Genomic DNA, 25,827 nt, shown 5'->3' with positions numbered 1-25,827 from the left:
GACGCTGATAGTCACGTCCGCGCCGTCGGCGCCCCGGAGAAGGATCATCCACATGCGCAAGTCCCTGACGATGGCGAGTGTCGCCGTGCTCGCCACCTCGCTCGCCGCGTGCAGTTCCACGGGTGGGCGCAAGGCGGTCGAAGAGGCGTCGAACAACGCCGGTCACGCGAACACTCCGACGATGACGGTCGCTCTCGTCACGCACTCGGGCCCGGGTGACACGTTCTGGGACATCGTGCGCAAGGGCGCCGAGGATGCGGCGGCGAAGGACAACGTCAAGCTCGAGTACACCTCCGACCCGGACGGTTCGAAGCAGTCGAACCTCGTGCAGCAGGCCGTCGACAAGAAGGTCGACGGCATCGCCCTGACGCTCGCGAAGCCGGATGCCATGAAGGGCTCCGTGGAGGCGGCGAAGAAGGCGGGCATCCCCGTCGTCGCGCTCAACGGCGGCCTGGACGACTGGAAGAAGATGGGCGTCGAGAGCTACTTCGGCCAGGACGAGAAGATCGCCGGCGAGGCGGCAGGCGACAAGCTCAAGAGCGGCGGCGCCAAGAAGGTGCTGTGCGTCATCCACGAGCAGGGCAACGTCGGCCACATGGATCGCTGTGCGGGCGTCAAGAGCAAGTTCGACGCGACGGAGAACATCTACGTCAACGGCACGGACATGCCGAGCGTGCAGAGTGCGATCACGAGCAAGCTGCAGCAGGACAAGACGATCGATGCCGTCCTCGGCCTCGGCGGCCCGTACGCGATGGCGGCGACGAAGTCGGTCAAGGACGCGAGCTCGGACGCCAAGGTCTACACGTTCGACACGAGCAACGAGGTGCTCGGCGCGATCAAGGCGGGCACGATCCAGTGGGCGGTCGACCAGCAGCCGTACCTGCAGGGATACCTCGCCGTCGATGCGTTGTGGCTGCGCAAGAACAACGGCAACATCGTCGGTGGTGGCCAGCCCGTGCTCACGGGGCCCGCGTTCATCGACAAGTCGAACGTCGCCGACGTCGAGAAGTACGCGAAGTCCGGACGCCGCTGAGCGGTGCGCCCGACTCGCGCGGCGCGGTCTCGGCCCGACGCGCACCCACGTGTGGTTCTGGCCCGCCTCAGCTGGCGTTCACCTGGATGTGATGTGCTGAGGGTTGGACTTCACAAGAGCTCGTCGTCGACGCCCCGAACCGCGGGGCGCGCAAGGGGAAGGGCGGGGAGATGATCGAGCCGGACAGCATGACGTTCGCGGTCATGATCTGGATTCTGGGCTTGCTCATCACGCTGTTCGTGGCGCTGCGGGGTCACGCGTTCGGCACGCGCTCGCTCAAGCACGTCGCGATGCGCCTCGGTGGCATGTTGACGAGCACGTTCGTGCTCGTGCTCGCGGCCGTCGTGACGCTCAACTCGAAGTACGGGTGGTACTCGTCCTGGCAGGACGTGCAGGCCGCCGTCACCGGCACACCGCCCACCATCGAGCAGCACACGCACGGCAAGGCGCGTACCCAGGAGCAGAAGAACGAAGCGCTGCAGCAGGCACGTCAGACCGACGCCGCCGCCGACGCGAAGTACGCCGCCCAGCGCGCCCGCTACGAGGCCGGGCTGCACCTCAAGCCGTCCTCCACGGGGCAGTGGATCAAGATCAACATCCCCGGTATCCGCATGCAGGGCAAGGACATCGGCCGTGTCATGGTGTGGCTGCCGCCGTCGTACACGAGTGACACGAAGCGCACGTACCCCGTCATCGAGGCCTTCCACGGCATGCCCGGTGGCACCCTCGACTACCAGCGCGTCTTCCACCTCGACGCCTCGCTGCGTGACGCGGTGAGTCGCGGCGCGATGCGTGACGCCATCATCATCGTGCCGCAGGAGATGCCGGCCGGTATCGACACCGAGTGCGTCGACGGCGGTGGCCTCAACATGGAGACGTGGCTGACGTCGATGGTGCCCGACTACATCACGCAGAACTTCCGTGCACAGGCCAGCCGCGAGGCGTGGACGACGATCGGTGTCTCGGCCGGCGGTTGGTGCTCGTCGATGGCGACGATCCTGCACCCCGACCGTTACGCGGGTGGCGCGAGCCTCGGTGGGTACTATTCGCCGCAGTTCGACACGTGGAACCCGTTCAACGGCAAGGTCCCCGAGCGTTACAACCTCATCGAGCAGGTCAAGAAGAACCCGCACCCGCAGTCGCTGTGGGTGCTCGTCTCGGGCGCGGACAAGCTGTCGGGCGCCTCGAGCGAGGCGTTCATCAAGGCGGCGACGGCGTATGACGTCACGCAGGTCGACCTGCCGCACGCCGGTCACCGCGTCGGCGTGTGGGAGACGACGTTCCCCGACGTGTTCACCTGGATGGGCAAGACGTTCCCCATGTTCGCGGCCTCGGCGGGTTCGACGTCACAGCAGTCGGCGTCGCCGTCGCCGTCCAGTTCGCCGTCAGCGCCCTCGTCGCAGATGCAACCGTCGGCAAGTCCACTGACGGGCCGTCACCGTGGGCTCACCCATCCGGTCACGGGTTCGACGAACGGCCTCGTCGGCTTGACGCCGCGAACGCGCGGGTAACAGCGCGCCTCTGCCACGATGCTGGCATGGGCACACAACACATCGCATCCGACCTCGTCGCGAACGTCCACTCCATCGCGGTGAGCGTCGGCCAGCGCGTCGAGGCCGGTGACGAACTCGTCCTGCTCGAGTCGATGAAGATGGAGATCCCCGTCGTCCCCGAGGAGCCGGGCACCGTCGTCGAGATCCGCGTCCAGCCCGGTGACGTCGTGCAGGAGGGCGACGTCCTCGTCGTCCTTCAGTGAGCGAGCGCCGCGCGGCGCGGTCGGGAAATGTATCGGTTCGATACACCTGTCCTCTACCATGAAGGACGGTGAAGGTACCCCTTCGCCTGCCCGCACACTCGAAAGGGAGCCTCGCGTGTCGACTCCTGCCACGTCGAGCGAGCCGAGTTCGTCACCGGCGACGCCCGCGCCCGCCAGCTCAGCGGACGACCGCGTCCGCAACCGCAACGTCCTCGCGCGCTACCTGTCACGCCCCGAGATCGGTGCCCTGTTCGGGGTTCTCGCGATCGCCGTGTTCTTCCTCCTCGTCGCCGAGCCGTTCCGTCACATGGCAAACACCGGCACGATCCTCTATCAGTCCGCGACGATCGGCATCATGGCCGTGCCCGTCGCGCTGCTCATGGTGGCGGGCGAGTTCGACCTGTCGGCCGGTGTCGCGGTGACGACGGCGGGGCTGTCGGCGTCGCTGCTCGCCTGGTACTTCAACTTCCACGTGTGGGCCGCAGTCGGGTTGAGCCTGCTCATCGCGCTCGCCATCGGTGCGCTCAACGGGTTCATGCTCAACCGCAGCGGTTTGCCGAGCTTCCTCATCACGCTCGCGACGTTCTTCGTCCTGCAGGGCGTCAACCTCGGCGTGACGCGCTCCGTCACGGGTGGCGTCGCGAGCAACGACATCTCCGACATGGCCGGTTTCGACTCCGCGCACGCATTCTTCGCGGCCTCGATGAAGATCGGGCCGGTCAACCTCAAGATCCCGGTGCTGTTCTGGATCGTCCTGACGATCATCGCCGCCTTCGTGCTGCTGCGCACCAAGGTCGGCAACTGGATCTTCGCCATCGGCGACGACGAGAAAGCGGCCCGCGCCGTCGGTGTGCCCGTGTGGAAGGTGCGCGTCGGGCTCTACATGTTCGTCGGGTTCTGCGCCTGGCTGTCGGGCATGCACCTGCTGTTCGCGTTCAACCAGGTGCAGTCCGGTGAGGGCATCGGCAACGAGTTCATCTACATCATCGCGGCTGTCGTCGGTGGCTGTCTGCTGACGGGCGGCTACGGCTCCGCGGTCGGTGCGAGCTTCGGTGCGCTCATGTTCGGCATGACGCAGCTCGGCATCAACTACGCCGGCTGGAACCCCGACTGGTTCAAGACGTTCCTCGGCGTCATGCTGCTCGCCGCCGTGCTCCTCAACACCTACGTCAAGCGAAAGGCGGACGCCCGATGATCCGCATCAAGACCGGTGACGACGGCCGCCGCCGCCCGGGCGCAACGGGAAGGCCGGGCACGGGTGACACTGCTGGCGCGACGCAGTCGGTGATGCCGGATGACGCTGCCCCCCGACGCGAGGCGGCCGAAGAGACCCGAACAGCGTCGGCTGAACGCACCGCGTCCCCCGCGGTTGATGTTTCACGTGAAACGGCCTCCTCGGGCACGGACAGCGCGGGCGAGACGAGGGGCGCCACCGGCGTGAACTCCCACGATGACACCGCCATCGTCCAGCTCGTCGACGTCGGCAAGGCCTACGGCAACGTCGACGCCCTGCGTGGCGTCGACCTCACCGTCCGACCCGGCGAGGTGACGTGCGTGCTCGGTGACAACGGTGCCGGCAAGTCGACGCTCATCAAGATCATGTCGGGCCTGCACGACTACACGAGCGGCGAGATGGTCGTCGACGGCGAGGTGCGCCACTTCTCGTCACCGCGCCAGTCGCTCTCGTCCGGTATCGCGACGGTTTACCAGGATCTCGCGCTCGCGCCGCTGCAGTCGGTGTGGCGCAACTTCTTCCTCGGCAACGAGTTGACGAAGGGCCCGTTCGGAGCGCTCGACATCAAGCGCATGAAGGCCGTCTGCGACGAGGAACTGACGAAGATGGGCATCGCGGTGCCCGACCTCGACCGTCCCGTTGGTGGCCTCTCGGGCGGGCAGAAGCAGTGTCTCGCCATCGCCCGAGCCATCTACTTCGGCGCCAAGGTCATCATCCTCGACGAGCCGACGGCCGCGCTCGGCGTCAAGCAATCCGGCGTCGTTCTGAAATACATCATGGCGGCGCGTGACGCCGGCCTCGGCGTCGTGCTCATCACGCACAACCCGCACCACGCCTACCTGGTCGGCGACCACTTCGTCGTCCTGAAGCTCGGCCGCGTGACGCTCGATGCGTCGAAGAGCGAGATCGGCCTCGACGAGCTGACGGCGCAGATGGCCGGCGTGAGCGAACTCGAGGCGCTCGAGCACGAATTGCGCCACGACGACGCGCCGAAGGTGGCCGCGTCACCGATCGACGTCGAGTGATTCCTTCGGAGCCGAGACCGCGCGCTGCGGGATCGCAGCTCTCAGAGACGAGTTGAGGGCCGAAACTCTGCATTGCAGGGTTTCGGCCCTCAGCCGTGGAAGGTGCGCGTGGGCCGGCGACGCGGCCTCCAGGCGAGCGCGGCGGACGTCAGCCCAACAGGTGCGTGTGCGTGATGGCGAACGATCGCTCGTCGTAGCCGTACGCCGACGCGACGGCCCCGAGCACACCGGACAGCGGGTCGTGCTCGTGGCGGATGACGACGAACTCGTCGACGCGCGTCAGTGTCAGGCGTGGCCAGACGCCGAGGCTCGTGCCCCCATCGATCGGGACGATGACCTGCGTCGAACCGTTGCTCACCCGCATCTCCGACGGCGGCAGCGGCATGGTGCCCTGGGTCCCCGTGGCGATGAGCACGCGGTTCATCGGCTGCGTCATGTCGACCGTCAGCGTGTTGCCGCGTGGGGTGACGCTCGAGCCGTCCTGCAGCGCGAGCAGGTCGAGACCACGCCGACGCACGAGCCATTCGACCGTCAGGTAGCCGACGCCCGAGGCAAGCCGGTCGAGCGCGGCGACGCGGTGCAGCTTCACCGTGCGCCCCCCGACGACGCTGACGCCCAGCGGCGGCGGAGACGGGCGTCGACGTGCCGGCACGACCTCGACCCGCCCGCTCGGAGCGGGCGCTTCGCCGCCTTGCCCCACCGCGACGCCCTGCTCGCCCGCGGACGGGGCCATGTCCGTCACCGACGGGCTCGTCTGCCGCGCGAGAACGCGCAGCCAGGCACCATCGGGGTTGCCGAGCTGCGAATCCGGCACACCGCGCTCGGACGGCGCATCCTCCGGTGCGTCCGCAGGCAGCGGCGCCGGCGTCGGGGGCTGCACCCGGCCTGGCTGATCCTGCGCGTAGCCATCGGTGCCTCCGGGAAGTGAGAAAGCGCCCCCCGACGATGGAGTGGGCGACGAATCCCCCTGCCCGGAGCCGTAACCGGGCGGTGGCTGCAGCGTCACAGCCGGCTCCCGGCCTGCTGCATCGCGGCGTCGAGGCCGGCGTCGTAGCCGCGGCCGGTGAACTCGACACGCCACCCGGCATCCCCTCGCACGACCTCCGCGACGACGAGCGCCGACACAGGCCCCGCCGCTGACGCGAGGTTGCCCGAGCGCGTGATCTCGCGACCCGTGGCGTCGTCACGCACGCTGACGTCGAGGCTGCTCACCTCGTCGAGGGTGCGCTTCGGGGCGTTGGCGCGCGGCTGAACGAACGCGAGGACGACGATGCGCTCGACGTCCGTGGGGGCTGCCGCGAGGTCGACCTCGACGACGCCGTCGGAGATACCGAGGCGCGTCGTCTCGTCGGGGGTGGCCGGCTGGTTGGAGTGCACGACGTGCTCGCGGCTCTCGACGCGGTCGCGCACGAGCGGCATCGCGGCGATGCCGAGGCGGTCGCCCAGCGCGGTCTGCGCGCCGGTGTTCCAGCGCACGTCGAGCGAGACGATGCGGACGCCGTCGAGTGAGGCGCCGGTGCCGGGCGCGCGGGATTCGTCAGCCATGGCCGAACTTCTCCTCCAAGAACGCGCCCTGGATCTCCAGGGCGTCGCGGGCGTTGTCGATCGAACGGCGCGCCGCGGACGAGGCGACGTGCTCGATCGTCGTGAGCTGCTGGATCAGCATGTCCTGCGCCCCGGCGACGCCGCGCGCCGCGAGGTAGGCGTTGATCGTGTCGGGCACGTGGGCGCTCGCGGTGCGCTCCAGCGTCACGAGGGTCTGCACGTCGAGCAGGCGCGCCGACGGGTCGGCGACGACGTCCTCGAGGTGGTCTCCGATGAGACGGCACAGCACCATCGCTCGCCCGGGCACCTGCGCGCCGAGGGAACGCAGCCACCGCACGTACGGGTGCAGCGCCGCCTCGACGGCTTCGACGGTGCCCGGAGTCGGCCCGCTGGGCTGCTGCTGGCGCGCGTCGTCGCGCGAGAACCACCCCACGTCAGATCCTTCCTGCGAAGCGGTGCGTCACGAGGCTCAGGCGGGCCCGCCGGGCAGCTGGCCGCGCATGTTCTCGTTGCTCTCGAGCTGCTGCTTGCGGGCGCGCTCCATGTACGGCTCGGCACGCTTGATCTGCGTCTGCAGGGACGTGATGGTCGCGGCCATCGAGTCCGTCGCGGCGCTGCGGTAGGAGTCGATCGCGTCCATCGTCGCGAAGACGTTGGTGAACGCGTTCTCGAGCTTCTGCACCTCGACGAGCGACTCGGTCGACTTCGCGTTGATCTCGGCGCCCTGCTGACGCAGCTGCTGCGACGTCGACTCGATCATGTTCGACGTGGTCGAGCGCAGGGCGTTGATCTGGTCGAGCACGAGCTTCTGACGCGCCAGCGCCTCGGAGACGATGACGGCCGTGTAGAGCGCGGCGACTGTCGTCGACTTGGCACGGTCGACGGCCGTGATGAGCTGGTCGTTGTTCTGCAGGACGAGCCCGAGCGACATGTAGCCCTGCGTGGCGACGGCGATCTCCGTCGCGAGGTCCTGACGGCGCTGACGGACGGTGAAGAGCACCTGCGACTTCATCGCGTCGGCCTTCTCCGTCTCACCGCGGGCGCCGAGCTCGGCGACGCGCTGCTCGATGGCGGCGTCGAGCTGCGTCATCTTCTCGTCGAGGTCGCGCAGGCGGATGAGCGACTCCCACAGGCGCGTCTGCTCGAGCTGGATGCCGGCGTTGTCCTTGCGCAGGTCGTCCTGGCCCGATTCGAGCGCGGCGATGATGGCGTTGAGGTGGGTCTGGCTCGACTGGTACTTCATGAAGTAGCGGTCGACCTTGTCGCCGCCCGGCATCCACTTGAGCAGCTTCTTCGCACCCTTGAGGTCGGCGCGGTGCGGGTCGAGGTCGGTGACCGTCTGACGCAGCTCGGCGAGGGTGTTGCCGACCTTGTTCTGGGCGCTGTCCTTGCCGGCGAGGGAGGGGCGCTGCAGGATCGAGTTGCTCACCTGCGCAGCCTTCATGGACTCCTCGCGGCCCATGTTGGTGATCTCCTTGAGCCGCGCGCGGAACGCCGGGTCGTTGGGGTCGATCTCCTCGAACCTCGCGACGGTCTGCGTCGCCTCCGTGACGGCGAGCTGCTTGTGCTGCTCGTCGATCGGCACCATCGCCGCAGCCTTCTCGGGCTCGACCACGTCGACCGGTTTCGGCGGGGCGAGCATGGGCTGGGGTTCAGGGTTCGTCATCGTGCTCCTCCTTGGTCACGCGGCCAAGACATCTCGGTTGCGTCGAGCCTAGTCCACGCCGGTGACAACGCGCTGAGGCCCGGGGAACGTTCCCCGTCCGGCTCTGCGGCGCCAAGTTTCACGTGAAACACGGTGGTGCTCCGTCGTGCCGCGGACGTTCCCCGTCGCTGCGCGGCTAGGCTGAGCGATGACCCCGCAGCCCGTGCCGATGTCGCCGGGCGCGTCCCCTTCGGAAACGGATCCTCATGCTCCTCAAGACGTTCGGATGGTCCGCCGCCATCACGATCGCCGGCCTGGTCGGCGGCTTCCTGATCGGTGGGCCCTCCGGCCTCGCCATCGTCGCCATCCTCATCGTGCTCGAGGTCTCCCTGAGCTTCGACAATGCCGTCGTCAACGCGACCATCCTCAAACGGATGAACGCCTTCTGGCAGAAAATCTTCCTGACGGTCGGCATCCTCATCGCCGTCTTCGGCATGCGCCTGGTCTTCCCCCTGCTCATCGTGTGCCTGACGGGTCACGTCGGGCCGATGGAGGCCATCGACCTGGCCATCAAGGGCGGCGACCAGGAGACCCCCGGCACATACGCGCACATGCTCCACGATGCGCACCCGAGCATCGCCGCGTTCGGCGGCATGTTCCTGCTGATGCTGTTCCTCGACTTCGTCTTCGAGAAGCGCGACCTGCAGTGGCTGCGCCCCATCGAGCGTCCCCTCGCCAAGATCGGCAAGCTCGATCAGCTCTCCGTCGTCGTCGCGCTGCTCGTGCTCGCCGTCGTGTCGCAGACGCTCGCGAAGGAGCCCGGCACCGTCCTGTTCTCCGGCATCCTCGGCCTCATGACGTACCTGCTCGTCGGCGGTCTCGGTGACCTGTTCGAGAGCCAGGGCGAGGATGACGACGACGCTGCGGCAGGCGATGACGACGCTGAGCGCAGCGTCGCCACGAAGGCCGGCGACACTGCGGCGCAGGCACCCGCGTCGAAGGGTGTCGGCACCACGGCGGGCAAGGCGGCGTTCTTCCTGTTCATGTACCTCGAGGTGCTCGACGCGTCGTTCTCGTTCGACGGTGTCATCGGCGCGTTCGCCATCAGCCAGGACATCTTCATCATCGCGCTCGGCCTCGGCGTCGGGGCGATGTGGATCCGGTCGCTGACGGTGTACCTCGTGCGTCAGGGCACGCTCGACGATTACGCCTACCTCGAGCACGGCGCGATGTGGGCCATCGGAGCGCTGGCCGCGATCCTGCTCATCAGCATCAAGCACGAGGTGCCGGAGGTCGTCACCGGGCTCATCGGTGTCGGCTTCATCGGCGCTGCCTACCTCAGCTCTCTGGTGCGCAACAAGCGCATCGAGGCGGCCGGCGGTCAGGTCGAGCACCTGGGCGGCTGAGCCCTCACGAACAGCGCGCGGCCACTCGTCCTGATGGGGACGGGTGGCCGTCAGCGTCCCGCGCGCACGAACGTCGCCGCATCGTGGCCGTAGGCAGCGGCCACGGGCCCGAGGTCGCCGGAGCTGGGGTCGTGCTCGTCGAGCAGGACGACGAACTCGTCGACCCCGACGAGGCTGAGGCGGGGCCAGACGCCGTAACTCGTGCCTGCGGGCAGGCGGCACTCGACGCGCGTCGAACCGTTCGCCACGATGATGCTCGACTCGGGCAGCTCGACGCCGCGCGCGGTGCCCGTGCAGATGAGCACGCGATCGAGGCCGGGGAGCAGATCGATGACGAACTCGTCGCCGCGCGGGTCGACGGTGGAGCCGTCGACGAGCGCAAGAAGGTCGCGGCCCTCACCGGTGAGCGACCACGAGATCGTCAGGGCGCCGTAACCCGAGGCGAGACGGTCGAGGGTGATCGCGCCGTCGAGCTGCGTCGTCGTCCCGCCTGTCATCTCGAGGCCGCGAGGTGCGTCGTGGCACGCGCGCGCGGGCGGGAACGACGCCGGCGTGCGGGAGGCGCTGGCAGGCCCGGGCGGGGTGCCGGCCGACGTGGAACGGTGGCCCGCCGCCGGCGGGGTGACGGCAGGGGTGCCCGTCGTGGCCGGTGTTGCCGCAGTGCTCACCGGCGTCGCGGACGGCGCCTCGAGAGGGTTGGGTCGCGCGGTGTGGACCCACAGCCAAGGACGCGGGCCACTCGTCGTCGGCGAGGACGCGCTCGGCGAGGCGGCGGGCTGCGCCTGCCCCGCCGCGGAAGCCGGGCCCGGGGTCGATGGGCCCGGGGTCGATGGGGGCGCGGAGGTCCCGGGCGGCGCGAGCGTCGGGCCGTCCGGCGTGCCCGGGCCGCCCGACGAGGGCGGACGCAGGAAGCCGTCACTCATGCCGGCAGGCCGAACTGCGCGAGGCCCGCGTCGAGTCCTCCGTCGAAGCCCTGGCCGTTGACCTTGACCTTCCACTCACTGCCGCGGCGGTACACCTCGACGGCGATGAGCGCGGTGACGTTGCCGGCGCTCTTGGCGAGGTCGACGGAGCGGGTGATGGGCGTGCCCTTCTCCGCGTCGGTGACGACGGCGCGCAGCGAGCGCAGCTGCGACAGGGAGCGGCGCGCGGCGCCGGGGCGCGGGTGGATGAAGACGATGACGGCGACGCGCCCGACGTCGGCGGGGACGGCGTCGAGGTCGATCTCGACGACGCCGTTCGAGGCGCCGAGGCGGGTCGACTGCTCGGGTGAGGTGGGTTGGTTGCCGAACACGACGTGGCTGCGTCCGGGCAGTTTTTCGTCGACGAGGGGGAGCGCGGCGACGCCGAGGCGTTCGTCGAGGACGTTCTCGCGTCCGGCGTCCCATTCGAGGCTGATGCGCAGCAGGCGCAGGCCGGGGACCTCGCGTAGTGAGACGTTGGCGCCGGGGACGAGATCAGACATGGAACGAACCGTACTTGTCCTCGAGGAAGCTGCCCTGGATGAGGAACGCGTCGCGCGCCGCTTCGATGGAGCGCGCGGCGGCCTTGGACGCGGCGACCTCGAGCGTCGCGAGCTGTTCGACGAGGAGTTCGTCGGCGTCGGGCATGGTGCGGGCTGCGAGGTAGGCGTTGATCGTGTCGGGCAGGTGGGTCGTCGCCATGCGTTCGAGGGTGATGCGGGAGCCGACGTCGAGCAGGTGAGCCGACGGGTCCGCGACGACGTCGTCGAGGTGCTGGGCGATGGTGCGCGCGAGGATGTAGGCGCGGTTGGGGATCCGGCCGGATTCGCGGCGCAGGAACTGCAGCAGCGTGACGTTGCCGGCGGCGATCGCCTCCACCGAGCCGGGCTCGGGGGCGGATGGGGCCGCTGGGGCTGCTGAAGACGCTGCGCGCTCGCCGAGCCGATCGAAAAAGCCCATCGTCACGGCCTCCCCTGGCTTCGTCGGTGCGTTCGAGTGTTCGCACAGAGCGTACTGCTGCAACCTTCGCAGCGTCTCGTGCGTTGGTAGTGTCACGAGCAAGGGCCGAGACCTGCGTCACGCTGGTCACGGCCACCGGAGCATCAGGTGATCAAGGAGCAGTCATGGCTGTCAGCCTCGCCAAGGGCGGAAACGTCTCACTCACCAAGGAGGCCGGGCCCGCCGGTCTCACTGACGTCGTCGTGGGTCTCGGATGGGACGCGCGGACGACGACGGGCACGGAATTCGACCTCGACGGTTCGGCGATCGTCGTCGACGCGTCGGGCAAGGTCATCGACGACGGTTTCTTCGTCTTCTACGGCAACCTCGCGAGCCCGGACGGCACCGTCCAGCACACCGGTGACAACCTCACCGGTGAGGGCGAGGGCGACGACGAGCAGATCAAGATCGGCCTGTCGGGCCTGCCGCCGCAGGCTGACCGGGTCGTCGTCGCGGTGTCGATCTACGATGCGGAGACGCGCCAGCAGACCTTCGGGCAGGTGCGCAACGCGTTCATGCGTGTGATGAACGCGGCCGGCGGCTCGGAGCTCGCGCGCTACGACCTGACGGAGGACGCCTCGACCGAGACGGCGATGATCTTCGGCGAGGTCTACCGCAACAACGGCGAGTGGAAGTTCCGCGCCGTCGGCCAGGGGTACTCGAACGGCCTTGCGGGCATCGCGCGCGACTTCGGCGTCAACGTCGGCTGACGCGTCGCGTCCGGCTCGATCTCGACGCACGATCCGTACGACTCACATCGAACGAGGAGAAATCTCATGGGTGTTTCGCTCTCCAAGGGTGGCAATGTCTCCCTGACGAAGATGGCCCCGTCCCTGCAGGCCATCACGGTCGGCCTCGGCTGGGACGTGCGCACCACGACCGGCGCCGACTTCGACCTCGACGCCTCGGCGCTGCTGCTCGGTGCTGACGGCCGCGTCATCGACGACCAGCACTTCGTCTTCTTCAACAACCTCCGCAGCCCTGACGGCGCCGTCGAGCACACCGGTGACAACCTCACCGGTGAGGGTGAGGGCGACGACGAGTCGATCAACGTCGACCTGTCGACGCTCTCGCAGAACGTCGAGCGCGTCGTCGTCGCGGTGTCGATCTACGAGGCGCCGCAGCGCGGGCAGAGCTTCGGGCAGGTGGCGAACGCGTTCATCCCGCGTCGTCAACCGTGCTGACGGCGCCGAGCTCGCGCGCTATGACCTGACGGAAGATGCCTCGACCGAGACGGCGATGATCTTCGGCGAGGTCTACCGCAACAACGGCGAGTGGAAGGTTCCGCGCCGTCGGTCAGGGCTACGCCGACGGTCTCGCGGGCATCGCGCGCGACTTCGGCGTCAACGTCGGCTGAGCAGTTCCTGCGACGTGTGAGGGGTGAGGGCTTTCGGGCCCTCACCCCTCACACGTGTGTCGTCACAGCCCGAGCATCTGCGCGGCCGGCTTGACGAGCTTCTTCACGGTGCGGCCGTTGGCGAACTGGCCGATGGCGCGCATGTCCCACGTGCCCTGCGGAGTGCGGCTCAGCGCTGCGATGACGACACCCGTCGCGCGATCCGACTCGCTGAGCGAGAACCGCACGAGTTCGGCACCCGACTGCGCATCGACGAGACGGGCGTACGCGTTGCGCACATCGGTGAACTTCTGCCCCGAATAGCTGTTGATCGTGAACACGAGGTGCGCGACGGCCGGCGGGATGGCCGTCAGGTCGAGGGTGATGATCTCGTCGTCACCGTCACCCTGGCCGGTGAGGTTGTCGCCGAGGTGCACGATGGCGCCGCCGAACTCCTTCTTGTGCATGAACCAGACGATCTCCAGCTCGCGCCCGCGCGCGTCGAAGGCGATGACGGACGCGTCGAGGTCGATGTTGCGGCCTCGCTTCGCCGGATCCCATCCGAGCCCCATGAACACGCGGCTCATCGGCGGCGCGCCCGTCTTCGTCAGGCTGACGCGATCACCCTTGCGCAGGCTCACATGGCCCTTGTCGAGGTTGACGACCGACGGCGCGGCCTGAGTGGCCGGCGCGGCCAGGGGCATCTGAGGCGGCGCCATCTGAGGAGGCGGTGCCATCTGCGGCGAGGGCACCTGCTGCGGAGCCTGCTGGTGGTGCGGAGGCTGCAGGGGTTCGTACTGCGGGGCCTGGGGCTGGTGGGGCGGCTGCAGCGGCGCCTGGTGCGGAAGCGGGGCCTGAAGCGGAGCTTGGGGCTGGTGGGGCGGCTGCAGGGGGGCCTGCTGCGGTGCCGACGGCTGCTGTGGAGGCTGTAGCGGCGCGGGCGTCGGGGACACCGGCGCCGCGTACGGCTGGCTCGTGTCGCTGCCTGGCTGCTCGCCCTGCGAGGGCTCGGCAGGCCGGAGCGCCGGTGCCGGGGCAGGAGCCGACGCAGGGGTGGCAGCCGGCGCCGTTGACGACGAGGGCTGTTCGGGGGCGTCGTCGACGCTGATGCCGAAGTCGGTGGCGAGGCCGGCGAGGCCGGAATCCCAGCCCTGGCCGACGGCGCGGAACTTCCAGGCGCCGGCGCGTCGGTACAGTTCGCCTGCGACGAGGGCGGTCTCGCTCGTCGCGCCCATGTCGCCGAACTGGGCGACGACCTGGCCGCTCGTCGCATCGTCGACGCGCACGGTGAGGCCGGGCACCTGCGAGAACGGGCCGCCGTCAGCGCTGAGGACGACGACGATGCGTTCGACGACGCCCTCGACGCCCGTGAGATGCGCTTCGACAGACGCGGACCCGGGCGAGGAGGGGCCGAGACGCACGGCGCCCGACGCGTGCTGCGGGGCGTTGTAGAACACGAAGTCCGAGTCGTCACGGACCTTGCCGGTGGCGGTGACGAGCAGGGTGGACAGGTCGACGGTCGGCGCCTGGGGTGCCGCCGTCCAGGTGACGACGATGTTGACGGCATCGCTGGGGACGGCGACGTTGGCGCCCTTGGTGAGCTGGGTCATGCCTCGATCCTCACATGCCGTGGCGTCCCGTTGGCGGATGACGGGCGTCGACGGGGCAGACTTGGGCGCAGGCACACCGACATCAGGGAGGGCATGCGGTGCAGCACTATTCCCATCTCGACGAATCGACCCGCGAGGCCATCTTCGCGAGCCCGCCTCATTCTTTCTCGGCGCGTGATGACGCGCAGCACGTCGGTTCAGGCCTCGGGGCGTGCCTCTACATGCCCGGTACGCGCCCGCAGCTCGCCGATGACGTCGTCACGCATCACGCGCGTGGTCTCGTTAGCACCGTGTGGTGCCTCGAGGATTCGATCTCCGAGAGCGAGGTGCCGGCGGCGCAGGCCAACATCGTCATACACCTCGCGGCGCTCGCGGCGCGGTTTCCGACGTCTGACGACGTCGCCGCGGCGCTGCCGCTGATCTTCGTCCGGGTGCGCACGCCGCAGCAGTTGCGCGACCTCGCCACCCTCGTGAACGAGGGGCCAGGCGGCGAATCAACCTGGAGTTCAGCGGTGTTGGCGGGTTTCGTCATGCCCAAGTTCACAGGCGCGAACGCGCCGGCCTACTTCGACGCTCTCGCGGAGGCGAGCGCGCTCGCGGGGTATCGCCTGCTCGCGATGCCCGTCGTCGAGACGCCCGGCCTGCTTCATCGGGAGACGCGCGGCGGCCTGCTGTCGGCTGTCTCGACGGTGCTCGCACCCCATCGCGACGTCGTCGCCTGCGTGCGCATCGGTGGTACCGACCTGGGCGCCGCGCTCGGGCTGCGTCGCCCGCGCGAGCTGACGATCTACAACATCGGGCCCGTCGCGGACGTGGTGTACGACATCGTCAACGTGTTCGGCCGCACCGACGGCACCGGCTTTCCGATCTCCGGGCCCGTCTGGGAGTGCTTCGCCAACTCGCGCCGCCTGTTCAAACCGATGCTGCGCGAGACCCCGTTCCGTGCGCTCGAGCACGACGACATCCGTGAGGAGTTGCTCGAGGAGAACCTCGACGGCCTCGTACGCGAACTCGCACTGGATCGGGCGAACGGGCTCACGGGCAAGACGATCATCCACCCCCAGCACGTCGGCATCGTGCACGCGCTGAGCGTCGTCTCCAGCGAGGAGCACGCCGACGCCGTCGACATCCTCGCCAAGCATGCGAGCGGTGGTGGGGTGCAGGCCTCCAGCGCCGGCAACAAGATGAACGAAGCCGGCCCGCATCGGGGGTGGGCGGAGCGCACGATGACGCGCGCCGAACTGTTCGGTGTCGCGCGGCCCGGCCTGGGCATGGTCGACTTCCTCCTCGCGCACGTCGAGGCCCTCTCGGGTCGTGGCGCGGGCAACCCAGCCGGTGAGCAGGCATGACGAAGGAGCACCCCATGACGACGACGTGGCCGGGCGAGTGGGTCGCCGAACGCCTCGGTGCCGACCTGCGCACGACGCAGGCGCTGCCGGGGCTCGATCTGCACGACCTCGTCGGGCTCGCGGTGCGACGCAACCCTCGTCGCGCACACTTGCTCGTCTCGAACGTCCTCGGCAAGCACGTGCCCGTCGACCCGCAGATCGTGCGCGGCAGTGGCCGGGTGCTCGGCGAGCTGGTGCGTCGGGTTCTCGACGCAGGAGCGGCGGTTGGTAGCAGTGACGCGGGAAGCGACGACTCAGGTGCGCAGGGCCATGGCGTCGTCGATGGTGCTCTCGCACGCGTAGGACAGGCGCTGCACGAGGCTCTCCGGGCTCCTGACGACGCGCGGGTGGTCGATGAATTCACTTGCGCCGTCGACTCGTTCGTCGATCTGCAGCACTCACCTGCATGCGTCGTCATGGGGTTCGCCGAGACGGCGACGGCGCTCGGCCAGTGCGTCGCGGATGCGCTGCGGGCGCCGGCGATCCACTCGACGCGACGCCCCGTCGCCGGGTTCACGCCCGTCGGCGCCTTCGAGGAGGAGCACTCACACGCCACCAGCCACCTCGTCCTGCCTTCGGACGACGGCTTCTTCGCGCGGCGTTCTGCTGGGCGCGTCGTGCCGCTCGTCCTCGTCGACGACGAACTGTCGACGGGCCGCACGGTGCTCAACACCATCGCCGCGCTGCACGAGAGCCTGCCGCGCGAGCGTTACGTCGTCGCGACGCTCGTCGACATGCGCAACGCGAAGGACCGCGCGGCGATGGCCACCCGCGCCGCTGAGCTCGGCGTGCAGATCGACGTCGTCTCGCTCGCGGCCGGTCACCTCGACCTGCCGAGCGACGTGCTCGAGCGCGGGCAGCGGCTCGTCGAGCAGGTGGAGTCGCGCGCGAGCGTCCTGAGAGATGCCGGCGCAGAGCAGGGGCCCGAATCGAAGGCTGCGTGGGCATCGGGGAGCGCCAATGTCTCGACGGCCGCACCGAATGCTGCCCGGGGAACCATCACCGAGGTCGACGTGCCGTGGCCGCCCCGCACCCCGTTGACGGGGCGTCATGGGGTGACGCCTGCGCAGCTCGCCCCCCTGACCGCGACGCTTCCGGAGGCGGCGAACGTCGTCGCACAGGCTCTGCCCTACGGCAACGGTGAGGTGCTCGTCCTCGGCGCCGAAGAGCTGATGGACGCGCCGCTGCGTCTGGCATGCGCGCTGCGCGAACGCGGTGTCGCCACGCGGTTCTCGACGACCACCCGCTCGCCCGTACTCGCCGTCGACGACCCCGGTTATGCCATCCGCAACGCGCTGACGTTCCCGGCCTTCGATGACCCGGCCGACGGTGACGGCCCGCGTTTCACGTACAACGTTTCACGTGAAACACCGTGGCGGACGATCGTCCTGTGCGTCGACCCGCCGAGCCTGACGCCGCAGCTGCACGCCCCGGATGGCGTCATCGAGGCGCTCGCGGCCTGTACGGACCGCGTCGTCGTCGCGCGGCTGCCCGAGCCGGCGACGGCCCCGGAACGCGAACTCGTCGGCCCGACGTTTGGTTCGTACGCGCCCGAGGAGGTGACGTGGCTGCTCGAAGATCTGTCCGGCGTCACGCTCGAGGCGCCGACCGAGGAACGCGAGGAAGCCATCCAGTCCGGCGGCGCGCATCATGCCGAGAGCCTGCCCGTCGAGTACCAACCGGACGCGGCCTACGGACAGCTGTTCCGCGACGCGCTGGAGATGTCGAGGGCCCGGGTGGCTGCTGCGGTCGCCGCCGTCACCGAGCTGGCGCTCGCAGAGCGCGGCGATGACCTCGTCCTCGTCTCCCTCGCCCGCGCCGGCACTCCCGTGGGGGTGCTCATGAAGCGTTGGGCTCGTCAGGCGCGCGGGCTCGACGTGCCGCACTATGCCGTCTCGATCGTGCGCGGGCGCGGCATCGACACGGTGGCGCTCGATCACATCGTGGCGCGGCACGATGCGTCTTCGGTGCTGTTCGTCGACGGTTGGACGGGCAAGGGCGCGATCAGCCGCGAACTCGTCGCGGCGCTCGAAGAGTACGAGCAAGCCACGGGGGTGCAGTTGGATCCGACGCTCGCCGTGCTCGCCGACACCGGGTCGTGCACGACGATGTGGGGCACGCGTGATGACTTCCTCATCCCCTCCGCCTGCCTCAACTCGACCGTCTCCGGTCTCGTGTCACGCACCGTGCTCAACGACGCTCTGATCGGGCCCGGCCAGTTCCATGGAGCCAAGTTCTACGCCGAACTCGCGCCGCACGACGTGTCGGGATTCTTCGTCGACGCCGTCACGGGAGCATTCCCGCCGGCCGCGGACGCCGCCGACATCCGCGCCGAGGCGCAGGCGCGATGCGCGGCGGAGCCACCCCGGTGGACGGGGTGGGCCACCGTCGAGACGCTCGCCGAGGAGTTCGGCATCGGCAGCGTCAACCTCGTCAAACCGGGCGTCGGCGAGACGACCCGCGTGTTGCTGCGCCGGGTGCCCTGGAAGATCCTCGTCGCGCCCGGCGCTGGCGAGGATCTGCGCCACATCGAGGCGCTCGCCGCGGCGCGTGGCGTGCCGGTCGAGGAGTATCCCGGCCTCGACTACAGCTGCGTCGGCCTCATCCACCCGCGCTTCACCCGCGGGGCGACCGGCGATGACGGCACCTCGGCCACACGCGACCCGAAGGAGCGAGCATGACGACGCATCCCGTCTCGATGCCGATGACGGACGAGCTGCGCGCCCTCGTCGCGTCCTACGCGGACGCCGCGCCGCCCCGGCCCTCAGGCGGGGAAGCCATCGTCGCGTGCGACCTCGACCGGACGCTCGTCTACTCCGCGAAGGCGCTCGCACTCGCCGGCGCTGACGCCGACGCACCCGTCCTGCTCGTGGCGGAGGTTTACGAGAAACTGCCCCTGTCATATCTCACGGTCGATGCCGTCGCACTCGTGCAGGAGATGCATCGCGTGGCGACCTTCGTGCCGTCGACGACGCGAACGCGCGCGCAGTACGAGCGCATCCGGCTGCCGATCGACCCGCAGTACGCCGTCACGACGAACGGTGGGTTCCTGCTCGTCGACGGCGTCAGCGACGAGGACTACCACTGTGCCGTCCTCGACGAGCTCGACGGCTCGTGCGCGCCTCTCGCCGGGATCCGCGAGCACCTCGAGGCGATCGCCGATCCGGGGTGGCTGCGCAAGCTGCGCGACGCCGAGGGCATGTTCGCCTACCTCGTCGTGGAGCGCGCCGAGTTGCCGGCGTCGGTGGTGCGCGACCTGACGGGGTGGGCGGGTGAGCGCGGCTGGGAGGTGTCGCTTCAGGGCCGCAAGCTGTACGTCGTGCCGCGGCCGCTGCGCAAGTCGCGAGGCCTGGCGGAGGTGCGGCGTCGCACGGGTTCGACGTTCACGGCCGCGGCGGGCGATTCGCTGCTCGACACGGACCTGTTGACGTCCGTCGACGCCCCCGTCCGTCCGCGCCACGGGGAGCTCGACGATCTCGACTGGACGTGCCCGGGCCTGCAGGTGACGACGGCGTCCGGCGTCCTCGGTGGCCGCGAGGTGTGTGCGCGGCTGCTCGCGGCGGTGGGGTGACGCGCGCTCGTTTCGCAGGGCCGACCCGGCCAGTCACGTCGACGGTCTCGTGCCTGGCGCGAAAACTGCTCGATCGGCAACGGCGTCCGATGCCTGTTGCGCTGACATGATCGACGCATGCTCCTGCCCTTGACCGGCGTCACGCTCTTCCTCCTCGGTGCGTTGACGCTCGGTGCGCGCGAGGTCGTCGCCGCAGGCCATCGTCAGGGCGTCACCTACCGCGCGCCGGCGCTCGCACGCCTCGACATCGTGTGGCTGGCAGCGTCGACGCTCGCCGTCGTGCTCATGGGTGCGGCGATGCAGGTGTGGTGGGGTACGCGGCCCGGCCTCGTGCTGACGCTCGCACTTGTCGCGCCCACCCTCGTCAGGCTCGCCGTCATCGATCTCGACGTCCATCGCCTGCCCAACGCGCTGACGCTGCGCGCGGCGGGCGTCGTCGCGGGCGGTCTCGTGCTGGCGGGTTTTGTCGACGCACACCGCTCCGGCACGACGGTCTTCGACGCTGACGCCGCCCGCCGCGCCATCGCTGGTGCCGTCGCGCTGGGCGCGTGCTACCTCGCTCTCGCGTTGCTCGGCGGCGGCTCCGGCATGGGGCTCGGCGACGTGAAACTTGCCCCGACGCTCGGCGCGCTGCTCGCCTGGGCAGGGTGGAACGTGTGGCTCACCGGCGCGTTCGGGGCGTTCCTGCTCGGCGGTGCATGGGGCGTCGTGCTGCTCGCGCGCGGCAGGGGACGGCAGGCGCGCATGCCGTTCGGCCCGTTCATGATCGCCGGCGCCCTCGTCGCCCTCGCGCTGGCCTGACGCGCGCCCTCACGGGCGGCAAAGGGTCGCGCGCAAGGCTCACGCCAGGGCGTCCTTGCGGCCCGGGGACCTACTTCGGTCAGTCGGCGTGGCGCACAGATCCTCCGGCGTGGCGCTGTGCCGACGAGTGGCGCTGGCCTCTCGTCATCCCACACCCATTCCGAAGAAGTTTGCCGCGTTTCGATATCTCGACTCGATACATCTGTTAGGAATGTCTCTGAGCGTTCACCCGCTCGTCATTTCCGTGTGGCGCGTCCGTTTGAAAAACTGGACATTCGTGTCGCGCGGTGCGACGCAGACTGTTTCCAGGCGAAGGAGAGTGGCATGTCACGTCGTGGCACGGTGCTCGAGTTCGCCGTCCTCGGTCTGCTGCATGAGGCGCCCCTGCACGGGTACGAGTTGCGCAAGCGGCTCACCGGTGTGCTCGGTGCGTTTCGTGTCGTGAGCTACGGGTCGCTGTATCCGTGTCTCGCGAAGCTGTCCCGCAAGGGCCTCATCTCCGAGAGTGCGTCGTTCGCTCCCGGCGGTCGGCGCCCGCGCATCACGTACGAGATCACCGACGAGGGTCGGGATCATTTCGCGGATCAGTTGTCGCGCTCCGGCCCGACATCGTGGGACGACGAGAACTTCGACGTGCACTTCGCCTTCTTCTCGCGCGCGAGCGCGGAGGTGCGCCTGCGCATCCTCGAGGGGCGACGTCTGCGGTTGCAGGAGCGTCTCGAGCGCTCCCGCGAGCAGGCGATGGACAGCCGCAGCACACGCGATTCGTACATTGCGGAGCTGTTCCGTCATGACATCGAATCGACGGAGCGTGAGGTGCGTTGGGTGAACGAACTCATCGAGATCGAGCGGAAGGCTGCTGCCGATCCGCGCCCCCTCGCCTCCGAGACCTGACGATTCGGGCGGCGCTCGCGTCGTCCGTCGGGACCGAAGGCTCGTCCACAACGGAGTGAGTTCCATGGGAAATATTCGCGTCGCCATCGTCGGCGTCGGCAACTGCGCGAGTTCGCTCGTGCAGGGTGTCGAGTACTACAAGAACGCGTCCGCTGACGCGCACGTGCCGGGTCTCATGCACGTCACGTTCGGCGACTACCACGTCGGTGACGTCGAGTTCGTCGCGGCGTTCGACGTCGACGCGAAGAAGGTCGGGTTCGACCTGTCGGAGGCGATCAACAACTCCGAGAACAACACGATCAAGATCGCGGACGTGCCGCCGACGGGCGTCATCGTGCAGCGCGGCCACACCCTCGACGGTGTCGGCAAGTACTACGCCATGACGATCGACGAGTCGGACGCGGAGCCCGTCGACGTCGTGCAGGCGCTCAAGGACGCGCAGGTCGACGTCCTCGTCAGCTACCTGCCCGTCGGTTCGGAGAGCGCCGACAAGTTCTACGCCCAGTGCGCGATCGACGCGGGTGTCGCGTTCGTCAACGCGCTGCCCGTCTTCATCGCGTCCGACCCGGAGTGGGCGAAGAAGTTCGAGGACGCGGGCGTGCCGATCATCGGTGACGACATCAAGAGCCAGGTCGGCGCGACGATCACGCACCGCGTCATGGCGAAGCTGTTCGAGGACCGCGGTGTCGCGCTGGATCGCACGTACCAGCTCAACGTCGGCGGCAACATGGACTTCAAGAACATGCTCGAGCGTGAGCGCCTCGAGTCGAAGAAGGTATCGAAGACGCAGGCCGTGACGTCGAACCTCTCCGGTTCGCTCGCCGGCAAGATCGACGACAAGAACGTGCACATCGGCCCGTCCGACTATGTCGCGTGGCTCGACGACCGCAAGTGGGCGTACGTGCGCCTCGAGGGCCGCGCGTTCGGTGACGTGCCGCTCAACCTGGAGTACAAGCTCGAGGTGTGGGACTCGCCGAACTCGGCCGGCATCATCATCGACGCCATCCGCGCCGCGAAGATCGCCAAGGACCGTGGTGTCGGCGGCCCGCTGCTGTCGGCGTCGAGCTACCTCATGAAGAGCCCGCCCGAGCAGCGCGAGGACACCGTGGGCCGCGAGATGTTGGAGGCCTTCATCCGCGGTGATGAAGAGCGCTGACGATCAAGCGAGCGGAGGTAGGACCGCAGCGAAGCGAGGATCCTGCCGAAGTGAGCGTTGAGGAAGCGCTCAGAAGAGGAAGAGCGCTGAGTCGGCATCGATGTCGCGCCGTCCGGCGACCTGAACGGGTTGACGAGTTGAGGGCCGAAACTCTGCACTGCAGGGTTTCGGCCCTCAACTCATGGCTTGGGGTCTAAAACTCTGCATTGCGGAGTTTCAGACCCCACGGGTGGGTAGTCTGCGCACGCACCCGGCCGCGCGACACCCCGCGTCGGCCGGTCGAAAGGGCCCGGCGCGTTGCTCGTCACGCTCGTCGGAACGTCGCTGGGCGTCGCGACCCTGCACGCGACGAGTTGTGCGTTCACGCGAGGGCGCAGCCGGGCCGGCGCAACGATCGGTGCGACCTCAACGAGACTTCATCTCGTCCTCCACCACCCACTTGTGGTTCTTCATCGTCATTCCGTCGGCCGTGTAGTCGACCATGTACACCGTCTGAGTGGTGGACGACGCGATGGTGCCCTCGGCGCCCTGCATGCCGTCCATGTGGTCAGCTGTGATGGTGACGGCTTCCCCGTCGGCGAGGTGTTTTGTGCCGGCGCTCTTCAGCTCTTGCTGCACGACCCACTTGTGGTTCTTGACCATCGCACCGCCGGTGGTGGGCTGGTAGTTCACCGCATATGTGGCGGTGCGGTAGGCCCCGACGACGGTCGCGGGGGCATTTTTCATGCCGTCCATGTGATCGGTCGTCAGCGTGACCCTGCTGCCCACCGGGAATCTCGGGTTCTTCGCCGGGGTCATGTCCGCCGGGGCCGGGCCGCCGTCCATCTCGTGCATGTGACCATGGCCGGAGGAGGCCGACGTCGACGTGGCCGCGGCCGACGTCGGCATGCCTGAGTGCGAGGAATGGTCGCTGCCGGAGGAACATGCGGTGCCGGCGCCCAATGCCACGGCGGCGGCCGCAGTGGCGGCCAGATTTCGACGGTTCATGAGGTGCGGCCTTTCGCTTCGGGGGCGTGTTCGACGAACATAGCGGACGTCCCTCTGAGTTCTGTCAGAGCGGCGTGGGTTCACAGCAGTGTGCCGAGCGATGCCACGGCGCCGCCGAGGAGGAACGCGGTGATGGCGTACGCCAGGGGCTTGTTGTCCATCGCTGCACCGCTGGCGTGGTGAGTGATCGCGTGCCCTCTGCCCTGGCGCAGCAAGTGCTTGTTCACCGGGTAGGCGGCGACATAGGCCGCGACGAGAGCCACCGCCATCGAGACCCAGAACAGCAGGTCCATCAACCGTGCGTCCATCGCGCCCGGTACGAGCCACATGACGAGGTTGTCGACGAGCTCCATCGTGGCGATCGAGACGGTGTCCGCTGCGAGGACGAGCAGGAGCGCCTGCTTGGCGGGGATGCCTGCGCGCAGCAGCGGTGTCGCTGACAGCGTGTACCCGAAGACGAATGCGAGCGCTATCGCGACGGCCGTGCTGAGACCGTTGCCCCATCCCAGGGCCGTTGCGGCGATGAGCCCGACGATCTCGCCGATGGCGCACCCGGTGAGGCAGTGCAGCGTGGCCGACGCAGCCATCGACGACATGTCATGACCTGAGCCGTGATGGTGTTCGTGTTCGCTCATGTCAGCCGCAACGCCAATACCCCTAGGGGGTATTCCATGACTACTGGGAGGTTCCACTGCACCCACTGGACGGAGAGCGTCCGTCGTCGACCTCGTCGCTCTCGTCGAGTTGAGGGCCGAATTGCTGCATGGCAGAGTTTCGGCCCTCAACTCACGACTTGAGGTCTGAAACCCCGCATTGCGGAGTTTCAGACCTCAGCGGTTTCAGGCGCCCTGACCGGCGGTCGGCGCGGCGCGCCAGCAGGACTGGGGTCTGCTGGAATCGGCCCTGGCTCGGCCGCGAGCGGTGGTCTTCGGGGAGGATGTCTACCCGGGGATCCTGATGAAGGCAGCCGCACTCGTCCATTCCCTGGCCAAGAATCGCGCGTTGGTCGACGGCAACAAGCGGACCGCACTCGGTGCGCTCTGGCTGTTCCTCGCCCTCGACGGGACTCATCTCGTCGGCAGCGATGACGAACGATACGAATGCATGCTCGACGTCGCTGCCGGGGGCCTCGATGACGTCGGCGTGATCGCCGAACGCCTTCGTGACCTCACGGAACCCATGTGAGACGGCGCTCGCCGACGTGACAATGCTTCTCACCCCGCGTCGGCGTACCGTCAGAAGCATGACTACGACTGTTGCCTGCTACCAGGCCGTTGCCGCCGACAAGCCCCTCGAGCCCGGCACCGTCGAGCGCCGCGACCTGCGCCCCGACGACATCCGCATCGAGATCGAATTCGCCGGCATCTGCCACTCCGACATCCACACCGTCCGCGGCGAATGGGGCAAGGTCAACTACCCCATGGTGACCGGCCACGAGATCGTCGGCCGTGTCGCCGAGATCGGTTCCGACGTCACCGAGTTCAAGGTCGGCGACCGTGCCGGTGTCGGTTGCCTTGTCGACTCGTGCCGTGAGTGCGAATGGTGCAAGAAGGGCGAGGAGAACAACTGCCCGAACGCCGTCGGTACCTACAACGGCATCGACCGTCACGACGGGCGCCCGACCGCCGGTGGTTACTCGCAGGCCATCGTCGTCTCCGAGGCGTTCGCCCTCCACATCCCCGAGAAACTCGACGCCGCCGCCGTCACGCCACTGCTGTGCGCCGGCATCACCACCTACTCGCCGCTGCGCACCTGGGGTGTCACCGAAGGCTCCAAGGTCGCCGTCGTCGGCATGGGCGGTCTCGGCCACGTGGCCGTCAAGCTGGCCAAGGCGATGGGCGCCGAGGTGACCGTCATCAGCCAGACGCGCTCCAAGGAAGAGGACGGCCGCAAGTACGGCGCCACCGAATGGATCGCGACGAAGGAGAACCCCGACGCGCTCAAGGAGCACAAGGGCCAGTTCGACGTCATCATCAACACCGTCTCCGCCCACATCGACGTGCGCGCCTACATGGCGACACTGCGCCCCCACGGCGCGATGGTGCTGCTCGGCCTGCCGACCGAAGCCCTCGAAGTCAACGCCGGCAACCTCATCGGCGGCCGCAAGTCCCTCACCGGCTCCAACATCGGCGGCATCCGCGAGACGCAGGAAATGCTCGACTTCTGCGCCGAACACGGCGTCACTGCCGAGATCGAACTCATCAACGCCGACCAGATCAACGAAGCCTACGACCGCGTCGTGAACTCCGACGTCCGCTACCGCTTCGTCATCGACGCCAAGACGTTCGCCTGATCCCTCGGCCCGTCTTCCGGGTGGCGCGGATCCTGAGCTCGCAGGCTCGCCCAGGATCGGCGCGCCGCCTCGGTGCGACAGGCCTTCGGGCGGAACGACGAGAGCCGCCTCGACCGCACACCTCGCACGCTCGGTGTTCGGCCGGGGCGGCTCTCGTCATCCCGAGTCCGCGTCGCGGGCGGTCGG

25 protein-coding genes and 1 pseudogene are annotated in these 25,827 nt (G+C 68.7%); 16 read left to right on the top strand and 10 right to left on the bottom strand.

Going from position 1 to position 25,827, the window contains the following annotated elements:
- Window positions 1–52 precede the first annotated feature (52 nt).
- From HMPREF0321_RS05080 to HMPREF0321_RS05060, 5 genes are all read left to right on the top strand, one after another.
- Entirely contained in the window at window positions 53–1,033 is a 981-nt protein-coding gene (locus HMPREF0321_RS05080) for a sugar ABC transporter substrate-binding protein (protein WP_006944819.1), read from the top strand.
- A 170-nt stretch (window positions 1,034–1,203) separates the two neighbouring features.
- Complete coding sequence (locus tag HMPREF0321_RS05075; RefSeq protein ID WP_006944709.1) at window positions 1,204–2,544, top strand: esterase family protein; 1,341 nt, start codon at window positions 1,204–1,206, stop codon at window positions 2,542–2,544.
- A gap of 26 nt (window positions 2,545–2,570) precedes the next feature.
- Window positions 2,571–2,789, top strand: a complete 219-nt coding sequence (locus HMPREF0321_RS05070; protein WP_006944789.1) for a biotin/lipoyl-binding carrier protein — start codon at window positions 2,571–2,573, stop codon at window positions 2,787–2,789.
- A gap of 115 nt (window positions 2,790–2,904) precedes the next feature.
- Entirely contained in the window at window positions 2,905–3,984 is a 1,080-nt protein-coding gene (locus tag HMPREF0321_RS05065) for an ABC transporter permease (protein WP_006944611.1), read from the top strand.
- A gap of 242 nt (window positions 3,985–4,226) precedes the next feature.
- Complete coding sequence (locus tag HMPREF0321_RS05060) at window positions 4,227–5,048, top strand: ATP-binding cassette domain-containing protein (RefSeq protein WP_040014498.1); 822 nt, start codon at window positions 4,227–4,229, stop codon at window positions 5,046–5,048.
- 148 nt (window positions 5,049–5,196) lie between these two features.
- Here the strand turns inward: HMPREF0321_RS05060 and HMPREF0321_RS05055 are convergent, their stop codons facing one another.
- The 4 genes from HMPREF0321_RS05055 to HMPREF0321_RS05040 form a co-directional block, all read right to left on the bottom strand.
- On the bottom strand, window positions 5,197–5,928 hold the full coding sequence (locus HMPREF0321_RS05055) for a hypothetical protein (RefSeq protein WP_006944762.1): 732 nt from the start codon (window positions 5,926–5,928) through the stop codon (window positions 5,197–5,199).
- 122 nt (window positions 5,929–6,050) lie between these two features.
- On the bottom strand, window positions 6,051–6,593 hold the full coding sequence (locus HMPREF0321_RS05050) for a TerD family protein (protein ID WP_006944772.1): 543 nt from the start codon (window positions 6,591–6,593) through the stop codon (window positions 6,051–6,053).
- Window positions 6,586–7,026 (bottom strand): hypothetical protein, encoded by a 441-nt coding sequence (locus tag HMPREF0321_RS05045; RefSeq protein WP_006944815.1) that lies wholly within the window; start codon window positions 7,024–7,026, stop codon window positions 6,586–6,588. The genes HMPREF0321_RS05050 and HMPREF0321_RS05045 overlap by 8 nt, the downstream gene beginning before the upstream one ends.
- 36 nt (window positions 7,027–7,062) lie before the next feature.
- Window positions 7,063–8,259, bottom strand: a complete 1,197-nt coding sequence (locus HMPREF0321_RS05040) for a toxic anion resistance protein (protein ID WP_006944600.1) — start codon at window positions 8,257–8,259, stop codon at window positions 7,063–7,065.
- Window positions 8,260–8,504: 245 nt separating this feature from the next.
- On the opposite strand from HMPREF0321_RS05040, the gene HMPREF0321_RS05035 reads away from it, so the two are divergent.
- The gene (locus HMPREF0321_RS05035) at window positions 8,505–9,644 is read left to right on the top strand and encodes a DUF475 domain-containing protein (protein WP_006944707.1); all 1,140 of its coding nucleotides are present in this window, start codon (window positions 8,505–8,507) and stop codon (window positions 9,642–9,644) included.
- 50 nt (window positions 9,645–9,694) lie between these two features.
- Here the strand turns inward: HMPREF0321_RS05035 and HMPREF0321_RS15980 are convergent, their stop codons facing one another.
- The 3 genes from HMPREF0321_RS15980 to HMPREF0321_RS05020 are packed head-to-tail and all read right to left on the bottom strand — an operon-like array spanning window position 9,695 to window position 11,485.
- Window positions 9,695–10,567 (bottom strand): hypothetical protein, encoded by an 873-nt coding sequence (locus HMPREF0321_RS15980; RefSeq protein ID WP_006944817.1) that lies wholly within the window; start codon window positions 10,565–10,567, stop codon window positions 9,695–9,697.
- Complete coding sequence (locus HMPREF0321_RS05025) at window positions 10,564–11,109, bottom strand: TerD family protein (RefSeq protein ID WP_006944616.1); 546 nt, start codon at window positions 11,107–11,109, stop codon at window positions 10,564–10,566. The genes HMPREF0321_RS15980 and HMPREF0321_RS05025 overlap by 4 nt, the downstream gene beginning before the upstream one ends.
- Window positions 11,102–11,485, bottom strand: coding sequence for a hypothetical protein (locus HMPREF0321_RS05020; protein ID WP_006944659.1), 384 nt, complete (start codon window positions 11,483–11,485; stop codon window positions 11,102–11,104). The genes HMPREF0321_RS05025 and HMPREF0321_RS05020 overlap by 8 nt, the downstream gene beginning before the upstream one ends.
- A gap of 245 nt (window positions 11,486–11,730) precedes the next feature.
- Here HMPREF0321_RS05020 and HMPREF0321_RS05015 point away from each other — a divergent pair, with 245 nt between their 5' ends.
- Entirely contained in the window at window positions 11,731–12,315 is a 585-nt protein-coding gene (locus HMPREF0321_RS05015) for a TerD family protein (RefSeq protein ID WP_006944806.1), read from the top strand.
- A gap of 66 nt (window positions 12,316–12,381) precedes the next feature.
- A pseudogene (locus HMPREF0321_RS05010) lies at window positions 12,382–12,962 on the top strand (TerD family protein).
- 62 nt (window positions 12,963–13,024) lie between these two features.
- Here HMPREF0321_RS05010 and HMPREF0321_RS05005 read toward each other — a convergent pair.
- Window positions 13,025–14,551: a TerD family protein gene (locus HMPREF0321_RS05005; RefSeq protein ID WP_006944820.1), complete on the bottom strand. Its 1,527-nt coding sequence runs from the start codon at window positions 14,549–14,551 to the stop codon at window positions 13,025–13,027.
- 98 nt (window positions 14,552–14,649) lie between these two features.
- On the opposite strand from HMPREF0321_RS05005, the gene HMPREF0321_RS05000 reads away from it, so the two are divergent.
- The 6 genes from HMPREF0321_RS05000 to HMPREF0321_RS04975 all read left to right on the top strand — a co-directional run bounded on the left by HMPREF0321_RS05000 (window position 14,650) and on the right by HMPREF0321_RS04975 (window position 22,361).
- Complete coding sequence (locus tag HMPREF0321_RS05000; RefSeq protein WP_006944619.1) at window positions 14,650–15,900, top strand: HpcH/HpaI aldolase/citrate lyase family protein; 1,251 nt, start codon at window positions 14,650–14,652, stop codon at window positions 15,898–15,900.
- A gap of 14 nt (window positions 15,901–15,914) precedes the next feature.
- The gene (locus HMPREF0321_RS04995; protein ID WP_050786482.1) at window positions 15,915–18,620 is read left to right on the top strand and encodes a phosphoribosyltransferase; all 2,706 of its coding nucleotides are present in this window, start codon (window positions 15,915–15,917) and stop codon (window positions 18,618–18,620) included.
- Window positions 18,617–19,510 (top strand): hypothetical protein, encoded by an 894-nt coding sequence (locus tag HMPREF0321_RS04990; protein ID WP_006944751.1) that lies wholly within the window; start codon window positions 18,617–18,619, stop codon window positions 19,508–19,510. Before HMPREF0321_RS04995 ends, HMPREF0321_RS04990 begins: the two co-directional genes overlap by 4 nt.
- 117 nt (window positions 19,511–19,627) lie before the next feature.
- Window positions 19,628–20,311: a prepilin peptidase gene (locus tag HMPREF0321_RS04985; RefSeq protein WP_006944602.1), complete on the top strand. Its 684-nt coding sequence runs from the start codon at window positions 19,628–19,630 to the stop codon at window positions 20,309–20,311.
- Between the two features lie 324 nt (window positions 20,312–20,635).
- Window positions 20,636–21,205: a PadR family transcriptional regulator gene (locus HMPREF0321_RS04980; RefSeq protein WP_006944740.1), complete on the top strand. Its 570-nt coding sequence runs from the start codon at window positions 20,636–20,638 to the stop codon at window positions 21,203–21,205.
- Window positions 21,206–21,269: 64 nt separating this feature from the next.
- Window positions 21,270–22,361 (top strand): inositol-3-phosphate synthase, encoded by a 1,092-nt coding sequence (locus HMPREF0321_RS04975; protein ID WP_006944606.1) that lies wholly within the window; start codon window positions 21,270–21,272, stop codon window positions 22,359–22,361.
- Window positions 22,362–22,766: 405 nt separating this feature from the next.
- On the opposite strand, the gene HMPREF0321_RS04970 is transcribed toward HMPREF0321_RS04975, so the two are convergent.
- Together HMPREF0321_RS04970 and HMPREF0321_RS04965 are read right to left on the bottom strand one after the other, a co-directional pair.
- Window positions 22,767–23,348 (bottom strand): YdhK family protein, encoded by a 582-nt coding sequence (locus HMPREF0321_RS04970; RefSeq protein ID WP_006944735.1) that lies wholly within the window; start codon window positions 23,346–23,348, stop codon window positions 22,767–22,769.
- 80 nt (window positions 23,349–23,428) lie between these two features.
- Entirely contained in the window at window positions 23,429–23,983 is a 555-nt protein-coding gene (locus HMPREF0321_RS04965; RefSeq protein WP_006944691.1) for a DUF4396 domain-containing protein, read from the bottom strand.
- A 286-nt stretch (window positions 23,984–24,269) separates the two neighbouring features.
- On the opposite strand from HMPREF0321_RS04965, the gene HMPREF0321_RS04960 reads away from it, so the two are divergent.
- Both HMPREF0321_RS04960 and HMPREF0321_RS04955 read left to right on the top strand, forming a co-directional pair.
- The gene (locus tag HMPREF0321_RS04960; protein WP_006944759.1) at window positions 24,270–24,533 is read left to right on the top strand and encodes a type II toxin-antitoxin system death-on-curing family toxin; all 264 of its coding nucleotides are present in this window, start codon (window positions 24,270–24,272) and stop codon (window positions 24,531–24,533) included.
- A 58-nt stretch (window positions 24,534–24,591) separates the two neighbouring features.
- Window positions 24,592–25,641 (top strand): NAD(P)-dependent alcohol dehydrogenase, encoded by a 1,050-nt coding sequence (locus HMPREF0321_RS04955; RefSeq protein WP_040014495.1) that lies wholly within the window; start codon window positions 24,592–24,594, stop codon window positions 25,639–25,641.
- Window positions 25,642–25,827: the final 186 nt, after the last annotated feature.

It is taken from the genome of Dermacoccus sp. Ellin185, assembly GCF_000152185.1.
Taxonomy (GTDB): domain Bacteria; phylum Actinomycetota; class Actinomycetes; order Actinomycetales; family Dermatophilaceae; genus Dermacoccus; species Dermacoccus nishinomiyaensis.
Note: the sequence above shows the minus strand (reverse complement) of the source record. Positions and strands in the feature narration are given on the sequence as shown.

Excerpts from the sequence above, each read along its gene's own strand:
- HMPREF0321_RS04995 (WP_050786482.1), top strand. The coding sequence starts at position 15,915 with ATGACGACGACGTGGCCGGGCGAGTGGGTCGCCGAACGCCTCGGTGCC.
- HMPREF0321_RS04970 (WP_006944735.1), bottom strand. The coding sequence starts at position 23,348 with ATGAACCGTCGAAATCTGGCCGCCACTGCGGCCGCCGCCGTGGCATTG.
- HMPREF0321_RS04985 (WP_006944602.1), top strand. The coding sequence starts at position 19,628 with ATGCTCCTGCCCTTGACCGGCGTCACGCTCTTCCTCCTCGGTGCGTTG.
- HMPREF0321_RS04975 (WP_006944606.1), top strand. The coding sequence starts at position 21,270 with ATGGGAAATATTCGCGTCGCCATCGTCGGCGTCGGCAACTGCGCGAGT.
- HMPREF0321_RS05015 (WP_006944806.1), top strand. The coding sequence starts at position 11,731 with ATGGCTGTCAGCCTCGCCAAGGGCGGAAACGTCTCACTCACCAAGGAG.
- HMPREF0321_RS05005 (WP_006944820.1), bottom strand. The coding sequence starts at position 14,551 with ATGACCCAGCTCACCAAGGGCGCCAACGTCGCCGTCCCCAGCGATGCC.
- HMPREF0321_RS15980 (WP_006944817.1), bottom strand. The coding sequence starts at position 10,567 with ATGAGTGACGGCTTCCTGCGTCCGCCCTCGTCGGGCGGCCCGGGCACG.
- HMPREF0321_RS05070 (WP_006944789.1), top strand. The coding sequence starts at position 2,571 with ATGGGCACACAACACATCGCATCCGACCTCGTCGCGAACGTCCACTCC.
- HMPREF0321_RS05050 (WP_006944772.1), bottom strand. The coding sequence starts at position 6,593 with ATGGCTGACGAATCCCGCGCGCCCGGCACCGGCGCCTCACTCGACGGC.
- HMPREF0321_RS04990 (WP_006944751.1), top strand. The coding sequence starts at position 18,617 with ATGACGACGCATCCCGTCTCGATGCCGATGACGGACGAGCTGCGCGCC.
- HMPREF0321_RS05025 (WP_006944616.1), bottom strand. The coding sequence starts at position 11,109 with ATGTCTGATCTCGTCCCCGGCGCCAACGTCTCACTACGCGAGGTCCCC.
- HMPREF0321_RS05035 (WP_006944707.1), top strand. The coding sequence starts at position 8,505 with ATGCTCCTCAAGACGTTCGGATGGTCCGCCGCCATCACGATCGCCGGC.
- HMPREF0321_RS05040 (WP_006944600.1), bottom strand. The coding sequence starts at position 8,259 with ATGACGAACCCTGAACCCCAGCCCATGCTCGCCCCGCCGAAACCGGTC.
- HMPREF0321_RS05075 (WP_006944709.1), top strand. The coding sequence starts at position 1,204 with ATGATCGAGCCGGACAGCATGACGTTCGCGGTCATGATCTGGATTCTG.
- HMPREF0321_RS04980 (WP_006944740.1), top strand. The coding sequence starts at position 20,636 with ATGTCACGTCGTGGCACGGTGCTCGAGTTCGCCGTCCTCGGTCTGCTG.
- HMPREF0321_RS04965 (WP_006944691.1), bottom strand. The coding sequence starts at position 23,983 with ATGAGCGAACACGAACACCATCACGGCTCAGGTCATGACATGTCGTCG.
- HMPREF0321_RS04955 (WP_040014495.1), top strand. The coding sequence starts at position 24,592 with ATGACTACGACTGTTGCCTGCTACCAGGCCGTTGCCGCCGACAAGCCC.
- HMPREF0321_RS05080 (WP_006944819.1), top strand. The coding sequence starts at position 53 with ATGCGCAAGTCCCTGACGATGGCGAGTGTCGCCGTGCTCGCCACCTCG.